This window comes from Paenibacillus sp. PSB04 (assembly GCF_025809195.1).
Taxonomy (GTDB): Bacteria; Bacillota; Bacilli; order Paenibacillales; family Paenibacillaceae; genus Paenibacillus_AQ; species Paenibacillus_AQ favisporus.
Genome location: NZ_CP081301.1, coordinates 1,159,417 through 1,179,065, shown reverse-complemented (window position 1 = coordinate 1,179,065; position 19,649 = coordinate 1,159,417). Strand labels below are relative to the sequence as shown.

Here is a 19,649-nt window from a genome sequence, read left to right as displayed (position 1 = left end):
GCCTTCCCGTGTTATCGTTAGGATGGGCTTAAGGAATCCAAAAGTTTCTAGACCATCTTGATGGAGGTGTCTTTTTATGAAAGCGCTATTTATTGGAGGAACGGGAACGATCAGTGCCGCCATTACGAAGCAGCTGCTGGCGCAGGGCTGCGAGCTGTACCTGCTGAACCGCGGACACCGGAATGATGCCCTGCCGGAAGGGGCACATATCATCCAGGCCGATATTCACGACGAGGAGCAGGTGGCCGGTCTGATCGCCGATCTCCAGTTTGACGTGGTGGCCGACTTTATCGCCTTTGTGCCGGAGCATTTGGAGCGGGATTACCGCCTGTTCAAGGACCGTACGAAGCAGTTTATGTTCATCAGCTCGGCTTCGGCATACCAGTCGCCTTTATCCGATTACCTCATCACCGAAGGAACTCCGCTATCCAATCCATATTGGGAGTATTCCCGGAACAAGATCGCCTGCGAGGATTACCTGATGAAGCAGTACCGCGAGCAGGGCTTTCCGGTCACCATCGTAAGGCCAAGCCATACGTACGATGAGCGCTCGATACCGCTTGGCGTGCATGGCAGCAAGGGCAGCTGGCAGGTGGCGAAACGGATGCTGGAGAACAAGCCCGTCATTATTCACGGAGACGGTACGTCGCTGTGGACGATGACACATAACCGGGATTTTGCCAAAGGCTTTATCGGCCTGATGGGCAACATCCATGCGATCGGCGAGTCCGTGCACATTACATCGGATGAATCGGTCACCTGGAACCAGATTTACGAGATCATCGCCGACGCTCTGGGCGTGAAGCTGAATGCGGTTCATGTCGCATCCGAGTTTCTCGATGCCTGCAGCAAGGAGAATTTCAGGGGCAGCCTGCTGGGAGACAAGGCCAACACGGTTGTCTTTAACAATGCCAAATTGAAGCGGCTCGTTCCCGATTTTGTGGCGACCACACGGGTGGATCAGGGGATTAAGGAGACGGTGCAGTATATTCTGGCCCATCCCGAGCACCAGACCGAGGATCCTGAGTTCGACAGCTGGTGCGATAAAGTGGTTCAAGCCCTGCAGGAAGCGGCTGAGCGGATTAAAGGGTAAGGCAGAAGGCAGCAGACTTGCCGAGAATATATACTTCGTTTATGAAAAGGTGCCTGGAGACAGGCGCCTTTTTCGCTTGCATGGAAAGGACCCTGTCTTCATGATCCTGAGATCATACGGCCGTTTCATATCATCATTTATCTGTATAAAATACCCGGGAGTGCAGCACGTCCATCGCATGAACGATCTCTTGCAGATCCTTCTCGGAAGCGTCCTGCAGCCGGGTGAGGAACCGCGCGCCGATGTGGCCGAAGGCCTCTTTCATCACACGCTCCCCTTCGCCGGACAGGCGGACATACTGTTTGCGCCGGTCACTGGGGTCATCGTATTTTTCACATAACTGCTTGTCGCACAGCTTCTTGATTTCCCGGCTCGTATTCGGCATGGACATCTGCTGGCAGTCACTGATTTGGCTCAAGGTCACCGGCTGGCTTACGGCGATGTATTCGAGCATGCTGTACTGGACCGGCGTAATACCTTCGGGTTTGATGCCTTGAGTCATTTCGTGCTTGACCTGATGCACGGCTGCCGTAAAGGCAATAAACTTGTCAAAAAGCTTATTTTCATCCATGATGTCACCACCTCTTCCTCACGAACATATCAAAATTATTATCAATAAACAATTATCATTTGACAACCAAAAGGACTGCGTGGTAGGATTTTGTTATCAAATGATAAGTAAATGGGGTGGCACGATGAAGGTACTGGTCATTTACACGCATCCGAATCATCAAAGCTTAAGTTACTCGTTTCTGCAGAAAGTATTGGAAGGCAGCCGTGAAAATCCGGCGGTTTCGCAAATCCGGACGCTCGACCTCTATGAAGAGGGCTTTAATCCGGTTCTGATCTTTAATGAGACCAAACGGAGACGGGATATGCACAAGGACCCAGCGCTGGAGAAGTATCGGGAGATGCTGCTGTGGGCGGATAAAATCGTCCTGGTCTACCCGATTTGGTGGGGCCGGCCGCCGGCCATGCTGCTCGGATTCATCGACCAGATGTTTGCTTCGGGCTTCGCTTACAGGGACAAGGGCGGGTTGCTGCCGGAAGGGCTGTTGAAGGGCAGATCGGTCGTATGCATCTCCTCCATGAAAGGGCCGGCGTTATATCCTCTGTTTTGGCTGAATAACGCACACAAAGTGCTGATGCGGAAGGCGCTGTTCCGGTTCGTAGGCATCAAGCGGGTCAAATTTTTTGAGTTCGGAAATATGGAAAGTCCCAAGGGCAAGCATGAGGCGAAGCTGGACCGGGTGTATCGGTATTTTAGAACCGTCGCGCGTTGATCGGGGATGGAGCAGGAAGGCGAATGGGGATTTTTGCGGGAAGGCTTGAAATGGACCCGAAAATAGTTCAATATAAAGATATACGCAATTAAGAAAAAAATGGGCCGCTGCGGCGGTCGGTTAGAGTATACCAATCTATTGAACTAGGGGGATCCCATGGAAATAGGCATCAGTACCTTTGTGGAAACGACACCGGACGTAGAGACGGGTGAGGTCATCAGCCACGCGCAGCGTCTGCGCGAAGTAGTGGAGGAAATTGTGCTTGCCGATCAGGTGGGGCTGGACGTATTCGGAGTAGGTGAGCACCACCGGAAGGACTATGCCGCGTCCTCGCCGGCGCTCGTGCTGGCGGCGGCTGCGCCGCAGACCCGGCGAATCCGGCTCAGCAGCGCGGTCACGGTGCTGTCATCGGCCGACCCGGTGAGGGTCTTTCAGGATTTTGCTACGGTCGACGGAATTTCAAACGGACGCGCCGAAATTATGGCGGGCCGGGGGTCCTTTATCGAATCGTTCCCGCTGTTCGGTTACGATCTGAACGATTACGACGAGCTGTTTGACGAGAAGCTGGAGCTGCTGCTCAAAATCCGGTCTTCGGAAAAGGTGACCTGGGAGGGCCGCCACCGCCCGGCGATTCACAACCTGGGCGTGTATCCGCGCCCGGTTCAGGATCCGCTGCCCGTCTGGATCGGCAGCGGGGGCAACCAGGAGTCGGTCATCCGTGCCGGCCTCCTGGGCCTGCCGCTGGTGCTGGCCATTATCGGAGGCAGACCGACGCAGTTTGCGCCGCTGGTGGAGCTGTACAAGCGGGCGGCTGCCCACGCGGGACACGACGTGTCGAAGCTGGCGGTGGGCTCCCATTCGCACGGCTTTATCGCCGAGGATACGGAGAAGGCCGCCGACCTGTTCTTCCCTTCCACCCAGTACAGCATGAATGTGCTGGGACGGGAGCGGGGCTGGGGCCATTATGACCGCAACAGCTTCGACAACGCCCGCAGCTTCGAAGGCGCCCTGTACGTCGGCGATCCGGAGACGGTCGCCCGGAAGATCATCCATCTCCGCAAAAACGTGGGCGTCACGCGTTTTATGCTTCACGTGCCGGTCGGTTCGATGCCGCATCATCTCGTGATGCGCGCCATTGAGCTGCTCGGAACCGAGGTGGCGCCGCTCGTGCGCGAGGAGATTGCGAAATGGGAAGCCGCGGGAGAGCCGAAGGAGTAAGGCATTTGGCCGGGACCTCGCGGGTATACAAACAGCGGAAGAGATAATGCGGTTGGCTAGCCTGGTTAGCGGGCGAGTATGCTCAGGAGGGATAGAAAGCCGCGGGCACACGGGTGCCCTGAGCAAACGGCTTAACGCTGCGCTTCAGTGCCGCCAGCTGCTGCGTGTCCACACATTTTATTTCAATAACTACCAAAAAAAGAGGGGGATAAGTCCCCCTCTTTTTTGTACGTTCAAGCCTTTGCTTGCCAGCGTACAGGTGAAAGAGATGCACTTTTGCCAGGCAGCATTTACTCCGAGCCGGCAGGGCTGTTCAATTCCTGCGCGTAGCCATCATTCAAGCGCTCCGGCCAGGAAGTGAAGTTAATCAGCGCGTCATCCGCGTGCGTCAGCTGATCGATCGCCCCGGTCGGGACAAGGCGGGCCATGGCGGAATCAGCGATCGCCTTCCGGCACGCCTCGACATAGCTTCCCGCGTTCAAGACGGGATACGGCCGGACAGCACCGTTAATCCCGACCTGAAAATCCCCAATCTGCGGGGGGATTTCCGGGGTGATCCCAAGTGCATTATGCCGCTCGGCCAGCTGGATCAGCGCCTGATTGACGGCTTGCCCCCGGCTCTCCGTGTCGGCAGCGGCCAGGATACCGTCAAGAACCGGACCCACCGTGGGGGCAGCCGCAAGCCGCGAGAAGGCTGTTCCGAACCATTTGGGGTAAGGCCAGTACGTCCGCTCCTGCAGAAAGCACATCTCCATCATTCGGCGGACCAGGGTGCAGGCGATCAAAGCGGAGCCACGAAAGTCGCCTGCTTCGGCTGTCCTGCCTATAAGCGGCTGCATATTGCCGATCAAATGCCACTGGGACGCCAGCATCCAGAGCCAAATATCCTGCGGATACCACGCAAGCCGCTCGCGCATTCGGGTCAGCTCACCGGCATCGTCATGGAACACGGCGCCTGCCGTAAACTGCAGCAGATGCTGCTGCGGGAGGGACAGCCACTGCTGCGGAGTGAGCGGGTCCGGTCCATGGATGCGGAGCTGCGATGCCAGCCAGTCCTCCAGAGTCGTCACGTGGACATGGTGCTGAATCGTCCCGTTCTGCCAAGAAAAGAACCGCACGGGATATCCCTTAAAGCTGTCCGGCAGCCCGCTGTCGACGCGCATGCTCACCATTTCGACCTCGGCCCTTGAAACGAAAATGTGCAGCCTCGGTCCCCAGCTGTGATCGGTGGAGCGCGGCTGGTCATACCCCAGCACCTCGGAACCCTCGCCGATTAAAGCCGCTGCGTGCGGGCATTGGATCAGCTTGCTGACAACTTCTTCATAAAACAACTGAGATAATTTTAATCCGGGAATAAATAAATTCAAGGTTTCCCATCCTCCTGATTAGCGGGGAAACACGCAGGTTGTCGGGCTAGTGATGCGCTATCCCCTTTCGTTGTTCTGCCCGGTTATTCAAGGGACTTACCATAGACAACGCCTCCTTTAAAAAATTATTCGGACTCCATTCCGCCTTGTCGATACGGATATCATTAAGAACTCTGCGGTATTCATCTATTGGAAAGCTAATAGAGGCTGATCCTGCCGGACCCCGGCAAGATCAGACCGCACATTCATTCAGGCACCGTCAAGCTGCCAACTCCGCGCTTCTTTTACGCTACGCCCGGAATCGTGATGGTGACCGTCGTTCCTTCGCCTTCAACGCTTTCAAAACGGATCGATCCCTGGTGATTCTCGATGATTTTGTAGCTGACCATCAGGCCGAGGCCCGTTCCCTTATCCTTCGTCGAATAGAACGGCTCGCCCAGCTTCGCCAGCTTGCTCTCCGGAATGCCGGAGCCGTTGTCGGCAAACCGCACGATGATGTTGTGGTTGTCGCTCAAGCTGGCCTGGATGTTCACCTCGCCGCCGCGCGGCATCGCTTCAATCGCATTTTTCAGCACGTTGATGAATACCTGCTTGAGCTGGTTCTCGACGCAGACCACCCTCATGCCCGGCTTCAGGTCGATGTTCATCTCTACGTTGTTCATGTTGGCCTGCGATTCCAGCAGCATGATGACGTCATGCAGGATCGGCTCCAGATCCATTTGGACAAAATCGACCGCCTGCGGCTTCGCCAGCACCAACAGCTCACTGACGATCTGCTCAATGCGGTTCAGCTCGTTCAGCATGATCCCTATATAGGATTCGTTGCCCGTCCCCTTGTTGGACATCAGCTTCGTGAAGCCCTTCAGCGCGGTCAGCGGATTGCGGATTTCGTGGGCGATGCCTGCAGCCAGCTGGCCGACGGCCGACAGCATTTCGGTCTTGCGGAGCATCTCCTCCGCCTGCTTGCGCTCGCTGATATCCTCGGACAGTTTGACGAAGTGGATGATCTCGCCCTTCTTGTTCTTAATCGGAATGAGCTTCACCGATTCCCAGTACAATTCCCCGTTCTTCTTGGTGCTGTTCAGCTCGCCTTTCCAGATACCGCAGTTTTTGGCCGTTTCCATGATCAGATCGACCGTGGGACTTCCCTCAGACGTCTTGCAAAAAGCCTTCAGACTGTTTCCCCGCGACTCGGACAGGCTGAATCCGGTAATCTCGGTGAATTTCGGATTCACGTACTCAATCGATCCGCCGACGTCGGTAATGACAGTGATGCTCGGGCTTTGCTCGACGGCGTAGCTGAGCTTGGTCAGCTCTTCATTTACCGCCTTGAGATCCGTGATGTTCACGAACGTCAGCACGACCCCGCTGATGAAATTCTGCTCCGTACGGTACGGCAGGATGCGCATGCTGTACCAGGTGCCGTCCTGGCTTTGGATTTCTTTCTCAAAAGGAACGAGCGTTTGCAGCACCTGCTTCGCATCGGCCACCAGCGTATCGTATTTAAAATGGTGGGAGATGTGCTCGATCGGCCTGCCGTAATCGACCTCCAGCAGGTTGATCTCCTTCGTGATGGCCGGAGTAAAGCGGCGGATGCACATCCGTTTGTCCAGAAAAATGGTGCCGATGCGCGTGCTGACCAGAAAATTGTTCATGTCGTTGTTCACGTCGGTGAGCTCCTGGATTTTAAACTGGTATTCCGTGTTGACCGTCACCAGCTCCTCATTCACCGACTGCAGCTCTTCGTTGGCGCTCTGCAGCTCCTCGTTCGCGGCCACCAGCTCTTCGTTTGTCGCCTGCAGCTCCTCGTTGGACGTCTCGAGCTCCTCGACGGTGGCTTGAAGGGATTCCTCTGCCATGAGGAGCGCCTGCTCCAGCTCAATGATCCGGGAGCTGACGTTGCGGTCGATTTCAAACGGCTCCAGGACCATTTGCGCCGCGGCCTCCGGCTCCTCGGGGTCCATGAACAGGATAAGCACGTATTTATCAAACGCTTTATTCTTTAGCGAAAACGGCCGAATGTGCAGGTCCACTACCGTTTCGCCTGCGTTGGTAGCGATGCCGAGCGAGTGATAGACGACGCCCCGCCGCTCATGCCGGACCTTCTGGACGGCGGCCGATACCGCGACGGATACGTTCGGGTCGATCATTTTGTACAAATTCCAGCTGGGCTTGCCTTGGGCAAGCATGAGATAATCGTTGATCGCTCCATTCAGGTGAATGACATCGTTGTTCTGGTCCACGATCATGCCGGGCGGAATATGCTCCTCGACCAGCGCCCCCTGCAGATCGTCCAGACGTTTAGGCGTTGCCGGGTCGCGGACAGCAGCCGGAGGGGGCGTGGTTTTGCGGTAGGACTGGGTCTGCGAAATTCGCCCTTCGAGTGAAAACAGCCGCGATTCCGTTTCGGCTTTTCCGTTCTTGTGGGAGAAAATGTTCCAGCGCCGATCCACATAATCGAACTGTCCCGCAAAGCGCCCGATCGTTTCGCTGGGCCCAAGGAACAAGAAGCCTTCCGGATTCAGCGCAAAATGAAACAGGGACAGCACCTTCTGCTGCATTTCCGGCTGCAGGTAAATCAGCATGTTCCGGCAGGTGATCAGGTCGAGATTCCGGAACGGAGGGTCCTTGATGATGTTCTGCGGAGCGAACACAACCATCTTGCGGATGTCTTTGCTCACCTGGAACATATCGTCGTCCTTAATAAAGAAGCGCCCCTGATCTTCTTCCGAAAGATGGCTGATGTTGCTCTGCGTATAAATGCCCTGGCTGGCGTATTCAATCGATTCCTTGTCCAGGTCGGTGGCGAAAATTTTTATAAGATAGGGCTCATCCAGCGTATCCGCATATTTGCGCAGCAGCATCGCGATCGAGTAGGCTTCCTCCCCCGTCGAGCACCCCGCCACCCACACGCGGATTTCCTTGGAGAGGCTTTTGCGCTCGAAAATCTCCGGGAGTACCTTGTCATAAATGGTCTGGAACGCTTCGGGATCTCTGAAAAAATTGGTAACGCCGATCAGGAGATCCTTTCGCAGCGCCTGCAGCTCCTCACGGTGTTCCTCAAGATAGGTCATGTAAGCCGCCATGGATGGGGCGTTATGAATGGCCATCCGCCGCTCGATCCGCCGCAGCACGCTGTTTCGTTTGTAATAGGTAAAATCCACGCCGCAGTCCTGGCGGATTTTCTCAAAAATGAGCTGAATGTATTGCTCGGTCGTAATGGTTTCCCGGACCGTTGTCATGCTCTCGTACTCTGCGCCATGCACGTGCTGCATCAGCCTTTCGGTCATTTCTTTCGGGGCCAGCACGACGTCGGCGTTACCGGACAACCTCGCGCTGCTGGGCATTCCGTCAAATTTAGCCGATTGACTGTCTTGAACAATGACGAGTCCCCCGGCTTCCTTAATGTCATGTATTCCCCGTGAACCGTCGGTACCGGTCCCGGACATAATCACGGCTACGGCTTTGGTGCCGTAGGCCATGGCAAGTGAGCGGAAAAACATATCGATCGGCAGGTGCAGGGCTGCAGGCGGAATGGAATCGGTCAGCTGCAGTCGTCCTTCCATAACGGTGAGGATTTTACGTGGAGGGGTCAAATAAATATGATTCGCGTTGATTTTCATGCCGTGCTTAGCTTCGCGAATGGGCATGGAAGTGTATTTGCGCAAAATCTCGTCCATCAGGCTTTTGTAATCCGGAGAAAGGTGCTGAACGACAATGAAGGCCATCCCCGTGTCTGTCGGCATTTGGTCAAAGAAAGTCTCCAATGCTTCCAGTCCCCCGGCTGATGCACCCAGACCCACTACAAAGCTGGGGTCCAATTCCTGTGTATCCTTATTGACGAGCGTCAGTTCTTGTGTCGATACCGGTGCTGCAGCTTGCAGTTCATTACGTCCATTCCCGTTCATCCGCGTCTACCCCTTCCGTTATCATTCTTGAAAGGCAATCAATCTTGATCTGCTTCAAGCCGATTTATCGCATCGGTTAGGTACTGGCCGAAGGCCCGCTTGGTGGGCTCGTCCAATTCATCCACTGTGGAAAGAGATTGCTGAAGGTATCGAAAGTTATCCGTCAGCGTACGCGTTTGCATGCCGTAAGTGTTCAGAATACCATTCAGCCACACGGCATAATCGCTAAATACCCGTGAATCGCCAAGTTCGAGTGCCGTTTCCAGATGACGCATGTGGTGCGCATTATCATCCTTGCATTTCTGCACTCCTTTCTCTCCGTACCGGTCCATGAGTGAAGGGTCGGCTTCGTAAATCAGCTGGGTCACCCGATCGATTAATCGTTCGTAAGTGCCGGCTTGTTTCATTGGGCGACCACCTTGTACTTGCTGACCTGTGGGATGATCGCTGCCAGCTCCTGATCCGGGTACTGCTTCTCCAGCTCATGGACCCGCTTGAAATCTTCCCCCCTGGCCCAGCGGAGGTAGTCCTCCTTGGTTTCCCAAGTGATTTGTACCGTCAGCTCATGAGGCTTGCGTTCATTCTGCAGCAGCATGAAAGAGTGAAAGCCTGGGGCCCGATCCACCAACTTGGATCTGTGGTTGTAAATATGGATAACTTCGTCGGCCTTATCGGCGGGGACAACGACAGTTGAGTGAACGATATACATGCATGTTCCTCCTTGCCTCTCGAATGAGGGCTAATTATATTATAATAAAGATCATGGGTATAATCTCCCAAAGTTTTCAAGTCTTTCATTTTTTATTTGTGTTCATCGTAGAGGAACAGGCCCAAGGTCGTCAAATTCGACAAAACCTGTGTTGAATCTACATTCCCTTCTGTTCGTATGGATGATAGTATGTAAGATTGATATATACATTGTTATATCTATAACCGACGGAAAAGGAGGCTGCCGCTGCATGAATATGGGCATGGAACAGCTCGCTGAACAAATGATTGGCGGAAGGACAGAAGAATGCTGGGACAGCCTTGTGGAGCAAGTTGAGTCCGGCAGGAACAGCCTGTATATCTACGAGCAGTGGCTGGCGCCGGCCATGCGATACGTCGGTTCGCTGTGGGAGCAAAATTTAATCACGGTGGCTGATGAGCATCTGGCCTCAGGCGTCTGCGATATATTGATGACCCGGTATGCCGCACTAGTGAAGCCGGAACAGCCCAATGGAAAAAGAGGCATGTTTCTGTGTGTAGAAGAAGAAGCGCACTATTTCGGTCTGAAAATGGTATCGGCCCTCTTCGAAGAGCGCGGGTTCGCCGCCCGGTTTTACGGCCCGAATCTGCCCCTGAAGGACGCCCTTCTTGGCGCCATGCACTGGAAGCCCGATGTGATCGGCCTTTCGGTCTCCATCGTGTATCATTTACCCAAGTTAAAGCAGTATGTTAACGCGCTCGGGAGCCTGCCTGGCAGTCCTGCGGTCATTATTGGGGGCCGTGTGATCGAACCGTACGGAATTGATCAGCGTTTGGCCGATCAGGCCGTGTTTGTGCCAACGTTACTCGAATTAAACGATTGGATCGATTCCTATTTATTCGCTGATGCGAAACAGCAGATCGTGAGGTAATGACCGTCCATGGACATGACGCAAATACCGGTCCCTTATTTTTGCATTGACCGGGATTATCATATTTTAACCGCCTCCGGTCAGGCCGAAGCAATATTCGCTGAAGCCGGCTCCTTGCTCGATCTGATCGACGAGGGCTCAGTGGGCAAAGCGACGGCCTACATTGCTCCTTCCCATGCTAACGTGAAGGTGGAGCTGATTATGAAGACCCGTTCCGCCCCGCTTGCTTTGGTTGACGTCTATCAGTCCTGGGACGAAGTAGGGACAGGACATATCGTCTGTATCTGTCAGAGCCGGGAGTTCCAGATGGTGACAGAGCAGCTCCAAAGGCTGCACGAGGGTTTAAAGGAGCCGGAGCGGAAACATTCCGCGGTGAAGGCCCCTTCTGGCGGGGGAGCCGTGACGATGCGGATCCGCGAACTTTCTGCTGCACTGACGACGATCCGCGAGCTGGTGGATCTGCTGTACCCCAGCCTGCTGGAGATGAACCAAACCGTCTATGCGGACATTATCAAGCAGCAGATCGACCGGGCGCTGCAGGATGCGGCGGCAGGTTATCCGCAGGCCGGCAAACGCTCACCCGGCAGATGAACTGGCACAGGAGCTGACGAGAAACCCCGTCTTTAGGAGACGTGGGTTTCTTTTTTATAACCGGAACATGGATGACATGATAAAAATGGAGCCCCTATTTTGAGAATATGGGATTCAAGGCTTTTCTGGTGAGGGCTCCCTATAAATGGTCATATTCCCCTTTCGACTTCGGATGCAGGTGAATAGGATAAAGGAATGAAGTGGGAAGGAGGAATAGGCATGATGCTGATCCAATCACCATCGGCCGAGACGTGCAGATCGTATGTCGGTAAGCACGTTTGTGCGGTTCTTAAGGATGGTACGCAAGTGTATGGCACGATTAAGGGAGTTTCGGATCATGGACTGGAGCTCGGCGACGCTGCTCCCCGTGCGACCATTCTGTCCACGAACCCCGGAAAAGCCAGCAAGCAGCTAAGCGAGCTGCAGCAAAAAGCCAAGACATCCAGCTACCCGGGATACGGTCCTTACGGCGGCTATGGCGGTCGCTACGGTTACGGTTACCCGCCGGGATACGGGGCTTTGGCCTGGACTTCCATTGCTTTATTATTCCTGATACCGTTCCTCTTCATCTAAATAGAATAGACGATATATATACTGGCGCTTCGCTGGATGTGAACTGATCTCTGCAGACGATAGGGAATGCAGGGGTCATTTTTTTAAAAGGAAAACGGGAGACCTGTCCGTCCGCCATGGCGGGCCGAAGACCGGACGGAGTGCCTGATGGAGGCGAAAAACGTTGAAGTACTTTGATATGTTGGCTGCGCTGGGTGAAGGGGCTGCTCATCCAGGCGGCTTTGACAGCACCTTGGCACTCCTTGAGCGTGATGCCATACCGGCCGGGGCGAATATTCTGGAGGTAGGCTGCGGAACCGGGAGAACGGCCTGTCACTTGGCGAAAATGGGCTACCGGGTAACCGCTGTAGATGTACATCATGGCATGATCGGAAAAGCCCGCCGGCGTTCCGAGGCTATGGAGGTGGAGGTCGACTTCCGGATTGCGGATGCCGCCTCACTTCCGTTTGAAGCCGGCGGGTTCGATGTCGTTTTTGTCGAATCGGTTACCTTATTTGTGGACATTCCGGCTGCCTTGAAGGAATATCACCGCGTGCTCAAGGACGGCGGATTGTTATACGACCGGGAAATGGTCCGGAAGCAGGACCATCCGGGGCTGAAGGAAGCGTCGCAGGAGCTATACGGTGCCCTGGACATTCCTTCCTTGGAAGAATGGGAGCAGCTATTGAAGCAGGCGGGTTTCCGCAGTCTGGAGGCGCGGCTTCCTTCGGACCGTTTGGCTTCGCTGCAGGAGCAGGGAGTGAGCATATCCTTTGATCCATACCAAATGTTCGATATGGAGTGGCTGGATGATCCGGCAGCGCTGCAGCTGCTTCAAAGGAATCATCAGTTCTACGAAGAGTTCGGCGATGTATTGTCTTATGCGGTATGGATCGGAGGCAAGGGATTGGCGGGCGGATCAGATAGCTGAGAAGCGAGGTGAGATTCATGAAGCAGGAGTATGTTGTCGATCCTAAACAAGCCGCCCAGTTGTTGGGGCAGCCGGTTTGGGTGGTGCTCAAGGATGGTACGCAGTATGTGGGCTACGTAACGGGTATTGAGAACGGGCAGGTTGTACTGTCCGCAGCCAGAGGACGGTCGAAGATGACAGGCCCGCCGACACAGGATAAAGAAGTGCAGGTATCCGGCATCTTCAGCGCCTTGTTTGGCGGCGGCCGTCAGCCCAATGCGCAGGGCCAGACTGCAGGCCAATCCAGAGGGCTCATGGGCATGTTCGGCCAGATTATCCCGAATATTCGGGTGGGCATGAATATGCTGCAGATGATTATGCCGCTGATGGGGGCCTTTAAAATCTAACGGGGGCGAGCCGCACGAGATACTTTCAGGAGTTCTGTGGAACACAAGGCCATTCCGTGTGGGAATGGTCTTTTTTTGTAGTTTCGGCCAGCGGTAAGCCGATGTAAAATGAAGGAAAAGGATGGTTGGAAGGGATGTTTCGAGCATGGTTACCAGAGCGTGTGGGATCGAAGAAATACGAGAACTTCTGCAGGAGTACATAAAGGGGCTGTCTTCGCCGTTTGATACCTTTCTGGAGCAGTATATTCTGGCCTCGCAATTTTATATCATCCTGTCTGAAAACGCGTCGATAGGATATTACGCCATTCATGATCACAATCTGCTGACGCAGTTTTACCTACGCCGGCCTCACCAGAGGCATGCGCAGATTTTACTGCAACGGGTGCTGGAAGAGCATCAGGTGAGTGAGGTGTTCGTGTCGACGGGAGATGAGCTGCTGCTCAGCTTGGCACTGGACCATGATATGGCTATCGCCAAGCAGGCCTATTTCTTTCAGGACAGCGGGTTAGACCTGACGAGTGATCCAGGTTCGGACCCGGGCATGTTACGTCCCGCAGAGCTTGCCGATCTGGAGGACATCCAGCGGGTATGCGGAGACTTTCTGGGTTCTGTCGCATTACGCATTCAAAAGGGAGAGCTCTTTACCTGTTATCGGGGCAGTGAGCTGCTGGGAGTCGGCATTGTGGAGCGCTCGGCCTTGATCGAAGGCACCGCCAGTATCGGTATGTTTACGAACGAGTCGTACCGCCATCAGGGAGTAGGGCGAAAGATTATTTTGTGGCTGAAAGCTTGGTGCCACGCACAGGGAATCCGGCCGCTAAGCGGCTGCTGGTATTACAACGAGGCGTCCAAGAGGACGCTGGAAAGCGCAGGGATGGTGACCCGGACCCGGCTGCTGAGGATGAAGGTTGTGGGGCAGGAGGGGTAAATGGAAAAACGGCCAAGGATGTTGGCCGTTTTTTTTGTGTGCGTTATTCGCCTTCGGAAGTGGGGTCTGGGTCGAGGTTGGGGTCAGGAATTGTGACTAAAAGCGTCTTTGGTGATGAGATGTTCCCCGCTAGATCCTTCAAACCAGAGATTGTTAACTGAAATATACCGCCCTGATTCTCAGAGAATTCGCTATTGTTTATTGTTATTGTAAATTGTTTTACTCCTTGTTGTGGATCAGAGACGACTATTTCATTTTCTTCAAAATTATAGACATTCTTGCTGTCTCCCTCGAAGACACCGGTAGGTGAGTAGATTATCTCAGCTTGGATTTCATCCTCATCCTGATACAACTCTTGATCTGCCGTCACTGTGAAAACACCGTCTTGGTATGTCACGCCAGTAACCGTCGGGGCTGTGAAGTCAAAATGGATTGGCAAATCAACATGACCTAACTCTTGTTGAGTTTCTTCCTCTCTACTGTAACTCTTTAGGGTAAACCGCAAATCAGCTTTTGTTGTTTCATTGGCCTCTTCGGTTGCCCGGATATGCAACCCATCTTCAGTAGGCTCAATAGAAATTACGGAAGATTCAGAGCTTACTTCCAATGTGCCTACCCGATTGTCACCTTCAAAGACTTTGAAATTGTGTTGCGTTGAATTATAGATCATATCCAAAGACTTACCGTGCCACTTTACCTGAATCCAATCGTTAATATTTCTTTTTGTTCTTGAAGGAGTATCCGTATTGAAAAAATTTTTAAGAACGGCACTTTCCTTACCTAAAAGGAAGGAGGATTCTTCTTCATTCGTTAAGGTGATCCTGGGATTATCCTGAAGCACGATTTTATCAGACGGCGCCGACATACGCCCGTCTTGATCTACGAAATATACTTTGTATTCTCCGGCTGTCAACAAAGATGTTTGCATTTCCGTCACCTGATTCGCGTAAAGAACTGAACTCACTAACAAATCAGGCAGTGATTCTAGGTCCGTTTTGCTCGTTGGAGTTGCTGCATACGGCACCAGATACACTTTGCCTACTTTGCTGCTGATTAGTTTGATCGGATCTCCAATATTTAGTGGAGACGAAGACACCAAGGTAACCGCCGGTGCTGACGTTTCCGGCTGGCTAGGCGTGCTGCCGCCATTATTCCCATTAGAGCCGCCCCCGCTATTGCTGCTCCCGCCCGATGAAGATGGCACAGAGGTAGCCGGAGGTGTCGGAGTGGCTGGCTTGGCCGGTTCCGGCGGCGTGGTTGGAGCTGGATCCGGCTGCGAAGGCGGCGTTTGGCTGTCTATAATCTCCTTGGCGTCAAAAAAACGGCTCGCCACCAGCGCCACTTCTTCTCTTGCCGCACCGCCTTTTGGATCAAATTTGCCGTCGGTGCCTCCATTGAACAATCCGAACCCAACCGCTACGGCGACGGCATCCTTGGCATAGTCAGAAATGGAGCTCGCGTCGGAAAATTTTAAAATGGAGCCTTTCCCCTGTGCATCGACGCCCAGAGCGCGAACGAACAGGACCGCCATATCCTGGCGCGACAAATTGGAGCCGGTGCCAAAAGTTCCGTTTCCCTGCCCCTTGATCAACCCCGCCTTGACGGCGGCCTCGACAGAAGCATAGGCATAGCTGTCTGAAGGTACGTCCGAGAAAGTCGGCGACGTTGGTGTACTGGAAACGTCCAGACCTGATGCCTTGGCAAGGATGATGGCAAAATCCTGTCTTTCAATTTTTCCGGTAGGGTCGAACTTGCCGTCGCCCTTTCCGTTAACGATGCCCTTTTCGACTAACTCGTTAATGGCATCCTTGGCGTAGGATCCGGCGATATCCGAGAACGGGGTGGTGGCGGTTTCCGCACTAACGGCGGGTACGGCGATGGCGCTGAGCAGCGCCGCGGACGAGAGGACTTTCATCAACGTATTTCTCAACATATTTCCCCCAATTGAACATGAAATAATAACCAATAAGCCTAATCTGAATTGTAGTGATTATCAGGCGTATTTCAATCAAAATTTTCGCGGTTTGAAAACTTGCCGGCAGGGCAATCCTTGAATGGACCACGGATTCAATTGTGGATTGGAATCACAGGTAAAGAGTGGGCCACCTTATAAAAGTTAGCAAATTACTTTTTATTTTTGATAATCGGAGTATAATGTTCAGTGTGAAAAATAGCACGAGCGAAAGGAGGGAGCGAAATTGGCAGATTCTTTTCCCAGCAATGACATGGAGATGGTTGTGACCTGGGGGGACTGCGATGCGGCGGGAATCTCCTATTACGCCAAAGCTTTTGATTGGTTCACGAACGGGCGCATGAGATTCATGCACGTATACGGATTTCCTTACATGGAAACCTTTCATGGTAACGGCATTTCGCTGGTTTGCCTGAAGGCGGATTGTGATTATAAAAAAATGCTCCGCCCGGAGGAGCCCGTTACGGTCCGCACGTCGCTGACAGCCCTGTCACGGAGCCGGATGACGTTCACCTATCAGGTGCTGAAGCAGGACGGAAAGCTGGCGTGCGAGGGGACGACGTCCCATACGTATGTGGATGACCAGGGGCTTCCTTTTAATGTGGAAAAGCGTTTCCCGGAGTTGTGGAAGCAGATCAGCAGCACATGGAGCAGCGCGTTGGCAGGCAAGCCATCGGCCCAAGCATAATCTACAAGCAAGGACGATATATTTTGCGGCAAAAATAGAGGGGAGGTGCTTTCGGAGTGAAGGAGCGCGTAGTGATTACAGGTATGGGAGCCGTAACCCCGATCGGGATCGGCGTGCCGGCCTACTGGGACAATCTCTTGAAAGGAAACAGCGGGATCGGAAGTATTACGCGGTTTGATGCCTCAGAGCTGCCGGTCAAGATCGCAGCGGAAGTCAAAGCGTTTAACCCTACGGACTACATACCGAAAAAGTTAGCCGGACAAACCGATATTTTCATGCAGTTTGCCCTGGTGGCAGCCCAGGAAGCGCTGGCGGACAGTAAGCTGGATGCGAAGCCCGAGCGGGTGGCCATCGTGCTGGGAACGGCGCTGGGAGGCATCACGACGGCAGCGGCGGCGCAGGAGCAGATGACCGGAACGGGAAGCGCCCGCGTGAGCCCGTATTTGGTTCCCAAAATCCTCGGCAACATTGCTGCAGCCCAAATTTCGATCGCATATGGCTTCAAAGGCCCGAGCTATACGGTGAACACCGCTTGCTCTTCCGGTGCGGACGCCATCGGCATGGCTTCCATGCTCCTGCAGTCCGGACAAGCGGATGCGGTCGTGGCCGTCGGAGCGGAATCCATCCTGTGCGGACTGATGGACGCCGGCCTGGCGTCGGCCCGGGCGCTGTCGACCCGGAATGACGATCCGGCCAAGGCGAGCCGGCCGTTTGACCTCGATCGAGACGGGTTCGTGATGGGCGAGGGAGCCGGCGCGGTCATTCTGGAAAGGCTCGAATCGGCCGAGAGCCGGGGAGCCGGCATTAAGGCTGAGCTGCTCGCCTACGCCAACTGCTCGGACGCCTACCACGTGACTTCGCCGGAGCCTGAAGGAGCCGGGGAAGTGCGGTGCATGGAACAGGCCCTGGAACAGGCCGGGCTGACTCCGTCCGACGTGGATTATATTAACGCGCACGGAACGTCCACACCGCTAGGCGACCGGATCGAAACCAAATCTCTGAAAGCCGTGTTCGGCGAAGGGGCGGGCCGAATCCCGGTCAGCTCGACCAAGGGGGCAACCGGCCACTTGATGGGGGCGGGCGGCGTCACAGAGCTGATTGCCTGCATTCAGGCGATCCGCGAAGGGATCGTTCCGCCCACGCTCAATCACGAGCAGCCGGATCCGGAATGCGATCTGGATTATGTGCCGAATGAGGCGAGAGCGGCGAAGGTCCGTATCGCGATGTCCAATTCTTTTGGCTTTGGCGGACAAAATACATCTCTGATCGTCGGGAAATACGAAGGAACCAATTCATGAAGCGGACGGGCAAAGGGCCCGGTTCCGCTTTTCGAAGTCTCACAAAGGTTTGATTTTAAATATGAAGGAAGGAAGTTAGATGGGTACCATGGAACAACAATTTACCTATGATGTTCGGATGTTTAAAGATACATTTGAAAATGAGTTTACGTATATCAACGGATTTATGCGGAACGTGCACCGGTTTGCCGGTCGTCCGGCCTTGACCGATCCGGTGCGGGAGCGCACCTGGACTTATGCCCAGCTGAACGGGGAGGTAAACCGCCTTGCGCATGCCCTGCTCGGAGACGGAGTCGGCAAAAATGAGGTCATTGTGTATCAGCTGCTCAACTCGGCCGAATTCGTATTCAGCTACCTGGCTCCTCAGAAAATCGGCGCGATCAACTGCCCGATCAACTTCAAGCTCTCCCCCGGAGAAACCGCGTTCATCCTCGATGACAGCAAGCCTGCCGTCTACATCTACGATGCGGAAATCAAGGAAACAGCCGAGCAGGCGCTTGCGATGGCCAAACACCGCCCCCGCCGGATCGTGATGGTCGATATGAACGGCAATCAAGAGGCACCTGCGGATCACATTACCTACAGTGAATATGTGCAGGACAAGCGGGAGCATAACCCGGACATCGAGCGGCCATCCCATATCTACGATGAAATTACACGCCTGTATACCTCGGGAACCACCGGCCAGCCGAAAGGGGTTCCAATCAACAACATCAACGACATCCTGTCCGCCCACGACGTGGCGATGCATTTTCCTCTCAACCCTACCGACAAGACGATGAATATGAGCCCTTGGTTTCACCGCGGAGGCATTCATTCCGGAGGACCGACTCCATCCCTGTATGTGGGGGCCGAAATCGTTATTCTTCGATACTTCCATCCGAAAACATGCCTGGAACTCGCCGAGAAATACAACTTGACCTTCCTGATCGGGGCGCCGCCTATGCTCAAAATGCTCTATGACGCCCAGAAGAAACACCCTGTGGACCTGTCCAAATTAAAAGGCATCGTGACGATGGGTGCGCCGCTGGAGCGCGAGGACTGCATCAAATTCCAGGAGACGCTGACGCCGAATATTTTCAATGGCTACGGCACGTCAGAAGCGTTCTGGAACACGTTCCTCCGTCCTTACGATCTGCCGGAAATGGCGGGATCGGCCGGACGTTCCTGCACCGACGACGATGTCGCGGTCGTTAAGGTTTACCCGGACAGACGGGCGGAACCGGATGAGGTCGTGGCCCGCGATGGCAGCGAGGTCGGCGAGATCATCGTCAAGTCTCCGGGCAAATCCACGTATGCCTATGTGAACAACCCGAATGAAAGCGAGCGGGTCTTTTATAAAGGCTGGGTGTACATCGGGGACATGGGAACCTGGGACGAGAATGAGTTCGTAACCGTGGTCGGCCGTAAAAATGACATGATCGTCTCCTCGGGTGAAAATATCCACCCTGTGCAGATCGAAGAAATTCTGAACCAGCACCCGAAAGTGAAGGAGTCGGTCGTCGTCGGCGCGCCGGACGAGCTGCGCGGCGAATCGATCGTCGCTTACGTGATCAAGGAGGATCCGGAGCTGACAGCCAAAGAACTGAACAAGTACTGCAGCGATCATCCGATGCTGGCCAATTACAAGAAACCGCGCTTCTACCGGTTCATTGACGAGCTGCCGTATACCGCAACCGGCAAGAAGAAGCATTTTGTCGTGAAGCAGATGGCGGTAGAGGACCAGAAGAACGGATTGTTTGAGAGACAATAAAGATGGGCAGAAAACGTTGTTTACGGTTCGTTATTAAAAAATAAGCTTCGGTGAAAGGGCAC

General features: G+C 54.1%; 18 protein-coding genes. 12 read left to right on the top strand and 6 right to left on the bottom strand.

What is annotated here, in order from left to right:
* Positions 1 to 76 precede the first annotated feature (76 nt).
* On the top strand, positions 77 to 1,093 hold the full coding sequence (locus K2F33_RS05795) for an SDR family oxidoreductase (RefSeq protein ID WP_263881228.1): 1,017 nt from the start codon (positions 77 to 79) through the stop codon (positions 1,091 to 1,093).
* 133 nt (positions 1,094 to 1,226) lie between these two features.
* On the opposite strand, the gene K2F33_RS05790 is transcribed toward K2F33_RS05795, so the two are convergent.
* Complete coding sequence (locus tag K2F33_RS05790) at positions 1,227 to 1,664, bottom strand: MarR family winged helix-turn-helix transcriptional regulator (protein ID WP_076172220.1); 438 nt, start codon at positions 1,662 to 1,664, stop codon at positions 1,227 to 1,229.
* A 124-nt stretch (positions 1,665 to 1,788) separates the two neighbouring features.
* On the opposite strand from K2F33_RS05790, the gene K2F33_RS05785 reads away from it, so the two are divergent.
* Both K2F33_RS05785 and K2F33_RS05780 read left to right on the top strand, forming a co-directional pair.
* Positions 1,789 to 2,376, top strand: coding sequence for an NAD(P)H-dependent oxidoreductase (locus K2F33_RS05785; RefSeq protein WP_089549560.1), 588 nt, complete (start codon positions 1,789 to 1,791; stop codon positions 2,374 to 2,376).
* 156 nt (positions 2,377 to 2,532) lie between these two features.
* On the top strand, positions 2,533 to 3,594 hold the full coding sequence (locus K2F33_RS05780) for an LLM class flavin-dependent oxidoreductase (protein WP_076172216.1): 1,062 nt from the start codon (positions 2,533 to 2,535) through the stop codon (positions 3,592 to 3,594).
* A gap of 290 nt (positions 3,595 to 3,884) precedes the next feature.
* Here K2F33_RS05780 and K2F33_RS05775 read toward each other — a convergent pair whose 3' ends face one another.
* The 4 genes from K2F33_RS05775 to K2F33_RS05760 all read right to left on the bottom strand — a co-directional run bounded on the left by K2F33_RS05775 (position 3,885) and on the right by K2F33_RS05760 (position 9,578).
* Complete coding sequence (locus tag K2F33_RS05775) at positions 3,885 to 4,961, bottom strand: DUF4037 domain-containing protein (protein ID WP_263881227.1); 1,077 nt, start codon at positions 4,959 to 4,961, stop codon at positions 3,885 to 3,887.
* 284 nt (positions 4,962 to 5,245) lie between these two features.
* Positions 5,246 to 8,869: a CheR family methyltransferase gene (locus tag K2F33_RS05770; RefSeq protein ID WP_263881226.1), complete on the bottom strand. Its 3,624-nt coding sequence runs from the start codon at positions 8,867 to 8,869 to the stop codon at positions 5,246 to 5,248.
* Positions 8,870 to 8,907: 38 nt separating this feature from the next.
* Positions 8,908 to 9,276: a hypothetical protein gene (locus K2F33_RS05765; RefSeq protein ID WP_076172212.1), complete on the bottom strand. Its 369-nt coding sequence runs from the start codon at positions 9,274 to 9,276 to the stop codon at positions 8,908 to 8,910.
* Positions 9,273 to 9,578: an antibiotic biosynthesis monooxygenase family protein gene (locus K2F33_RS05760; protein ID WP_076172210.1), complete on the bottom strand. Its 306-nt coding sequence runs from the start codon at positions 9,576 to 9,578 to the stop codon at positions 9,273 to 9,275. The genes K2F33_RS05765 and K2F33_RS05760 overlap by 4 nt, the downstream gene beginning before the upstream one ends.
* Before the next feature lie 250 nt (positions 9,579 to 9,828).
* On the opposite strand from K2F33_RS05760, the gene K2F33_RS05755 reads away from it, so the two are divergent.
* The 6 genes from K2F33_RS05755 to K2F33_RS05730 all read left to right on the top strand — a co-directional run bounded on the left by K2F33_RS05755 (position 9,829) and on the right by K2F33_RS05730 (position 13,876).
* Positions 9,829 to 10,488, top strand: a complete 660-nt coding sequence (locus tag K2F33_RS05755) for a cobalamin B12-binding domain-containing protein (protein ID WP_089549563.1) — start codon at positions 9,829 to 9,831, stop codon at positions 10,486 to 10,488.
* Positions 10,489 to 10,497: 9 nt separating this feature from the next.
* Positions 10,498 to 11,079, top strand: coding sequence for a hypothetical protein (locus tag K2F33_RS05750; protein WP_263881225.1), 582 nt, complete (start codon positions 10,498 to 10,500; stop codon positions 11,077 to 11,079).
* 219 nt (positions 11,080 to 11,298) lie between these two features.
* Entirely contained in the window at positions 11,299 to 11,652 is a 354-nt protein-coding gene (locus K2F33_RS05745; RefSeq protein WP_244867613.1) for a hypothetical protein, read from the top strand.
* 163 nt (positions 11,653 to 11,815) lie between these two features.
* Positions 11,816 to 12,562: a class I SAM-dependent methyltransferase gene (locus tag K2F33_RS05740; protein WP_076172203.1), complete on the top strand. Its 747-nt coding sequence runs from the start codon at positions 11,816 to 11,818 to the stop codon at positions 12,560 to 12,562.
* Between the two features lie 17 nt (positions 12,563 to 12,579).
* Positions 12,580 to 12,948, top strand: coding sequence for an LSm family protein (locus K2F33_RS05735; RefSeq protein ID WP_212970401.1), 369 nt, complete (start codon positions 12,580 to 12,582; stop codon positions 12,946 to 12,948).
* Positions 12,949 to 13,093: 145 nt separating this feature from the next.
* Entirely contained in the window at positions 13,094 to 13,876 is a 783-nt protein-coding gene (locus K2F33_RS05730; protein WP_263881224.1) for a GNAT family N-acetyltransferase, read from the top strand.
* 43 nt (positions 13,877 to 13,919) lie between these two features.
* Here K2F33_RS05730 and K2F33_RS05725 read toward each other — a convergent pair whose 3' ends face one another.
* Positions 13,920 to 15,809, bottom strand: a complete 1,890-nt coding sequence (locus K2F33_RS05725; RefSeq protein ID WP_263881223.1) for an S-layer homology domain-containing protein — start codon at positions 15,807 to 15,809, stop codon at positions 13,920 to 13,922.
* A 265-nt stretch (positions 15,810 to 16,074) separates the two neighbouring features.
* On the opposite strand from K2F33_RS05725, the gene K2F33_RS05720 reads away from it, so the two are divergent.
* From K2F33_RS05720 to K2F33_RS05710, 3 genes are all read left to right on the top strand, one after another.
* The gene (locus K2F33_RS05720; protein WP_263881222.1) at positions 16,075 to 16,536 is read left to right on the top strand and encodes an acyl-CoA thioesterase; all 462 of its coding nucleotides are present in this window, start codon (positions 16,075 to 16,077) and stop codon (positions 16,534 to 16,536) included.
* Positions 16,537 to 16,592: 56 nt separating this feature from the next.
* Entirely contained in the window at positions 16,593 to 17,834 is a 1,242-nt protein-coding gene (gene fabF / locus K2F33_RS05715) for a beta-ketoacyl-ACP synthase II (RefSeq protein ID WP_263881221.1), read from the top strand.
* A gap of 79 nt (positions 17,835 to 17,913) precedes the next feature.
* Entirely contained in the window at positions 17,914 to 19,587 is a 1,674-nt protein-coding gene (locus K2F33_RS05710) for a class I adenylate-forming enzyme family protein (protein WP_244169308.1), read from the top strand.
* The last annotated feature ends 62 nt before the right edge of the window (positions 19,588 to 19,649 follow it).

Coding starts and splice junctions, on each gene's coding strand:
- K2F33_RS05795 (WP_263881228.1), top strand. CDS start 77: ATGAAAGCGCTATTTATTGGAGGAACGGGAACGATCAGTGCCGCCATT.
- K2F33_RS05790 (WP_076172220.1), bottom strand. CDS start 1,664: ATGGATGAAAATAAGCTTTTTGACAAGTTTATTGCCTTTACGGCAGCC.
- K2F33_RS05785 (WP_089549560.1), top strand. CDS start 1,789: ATGAAGGTACTGGTCATTTACACGCATCCGAATCATCAAAGCTTAAGT.
- K2F33_RS05780 (WP_076172216.1), top strand. CDS start 2,533: ATGGAAATAGGCATCAGTACCTTTGTGGAAACGACACCGGACGTAGAG.
- K2F33_RS05770 (WP_263881226.1), bottom strand. CDS start 8,869: ATGAACGGGAATGGACGTAATGAACTGCAAGCTGCAGCACCGGTATCG.
- K2F33_RS05765 (WP_076172212.1), bottom strand. CDS start 9,276: ATGAAACAAGCCGGCACTTACGAACGATTAATCGATCGGGTGACCCAG.
- K2F33_RS05760 (WP_076172210.1), bottom strand. CDS start 9,578: ATGTATATCGTTCACTCAACTGTCGTTGTCCCCGCCGATAAGGCCGAC.
- K2F33_RS05755 (WP_089549563.1), top strand. CDS start 9,829: ATGAATATGGGCATGGAACAGCTCGCTGAACAAATGATTGGCGGAAGG.
- K2F33_RS05750 (WP_263881225.1), top strand. CDS start 10,498: ATGGACATGACGCAAATACCGGTCCCTTATTTTTGCATTGACCGGGAT.
- K2F33_RS05745 (WP_244867613.1), top strand. CDS start 11,299: ATGATGCTGATCCAATCACCATCGGCCGAGACGTGCAGATCGTATGTC.
- K2F33_RS05735 (WP_212970401.1), top strand. CDS start 12,580: ATGAAGCAGGAGTATGTTGTCGATCCTAAACAAGCCGCCCAGTTGTTG.
- K2F33_RS05730 (WP_263881224.1), top strand. CDS start 13,094: ATGGTTACCAGAGCGTGTGGGATCGAAGAAATACGAGAACTTCTGCAG.
- K2F33_RS05725 (WP_263881223.1), bottom strand. CDS start 15,809: ATGTTGAGAAATACGTTGATGAAAGTCCTCTCGTCCGCGGCGCTGCTC.
- K2F33_RS05710 (WP_244169308.1), top strand. CDS start 17,914: ATGGGTACCATGGAACAACAATTTACCTATGATGTTCGGATGTTTAAA.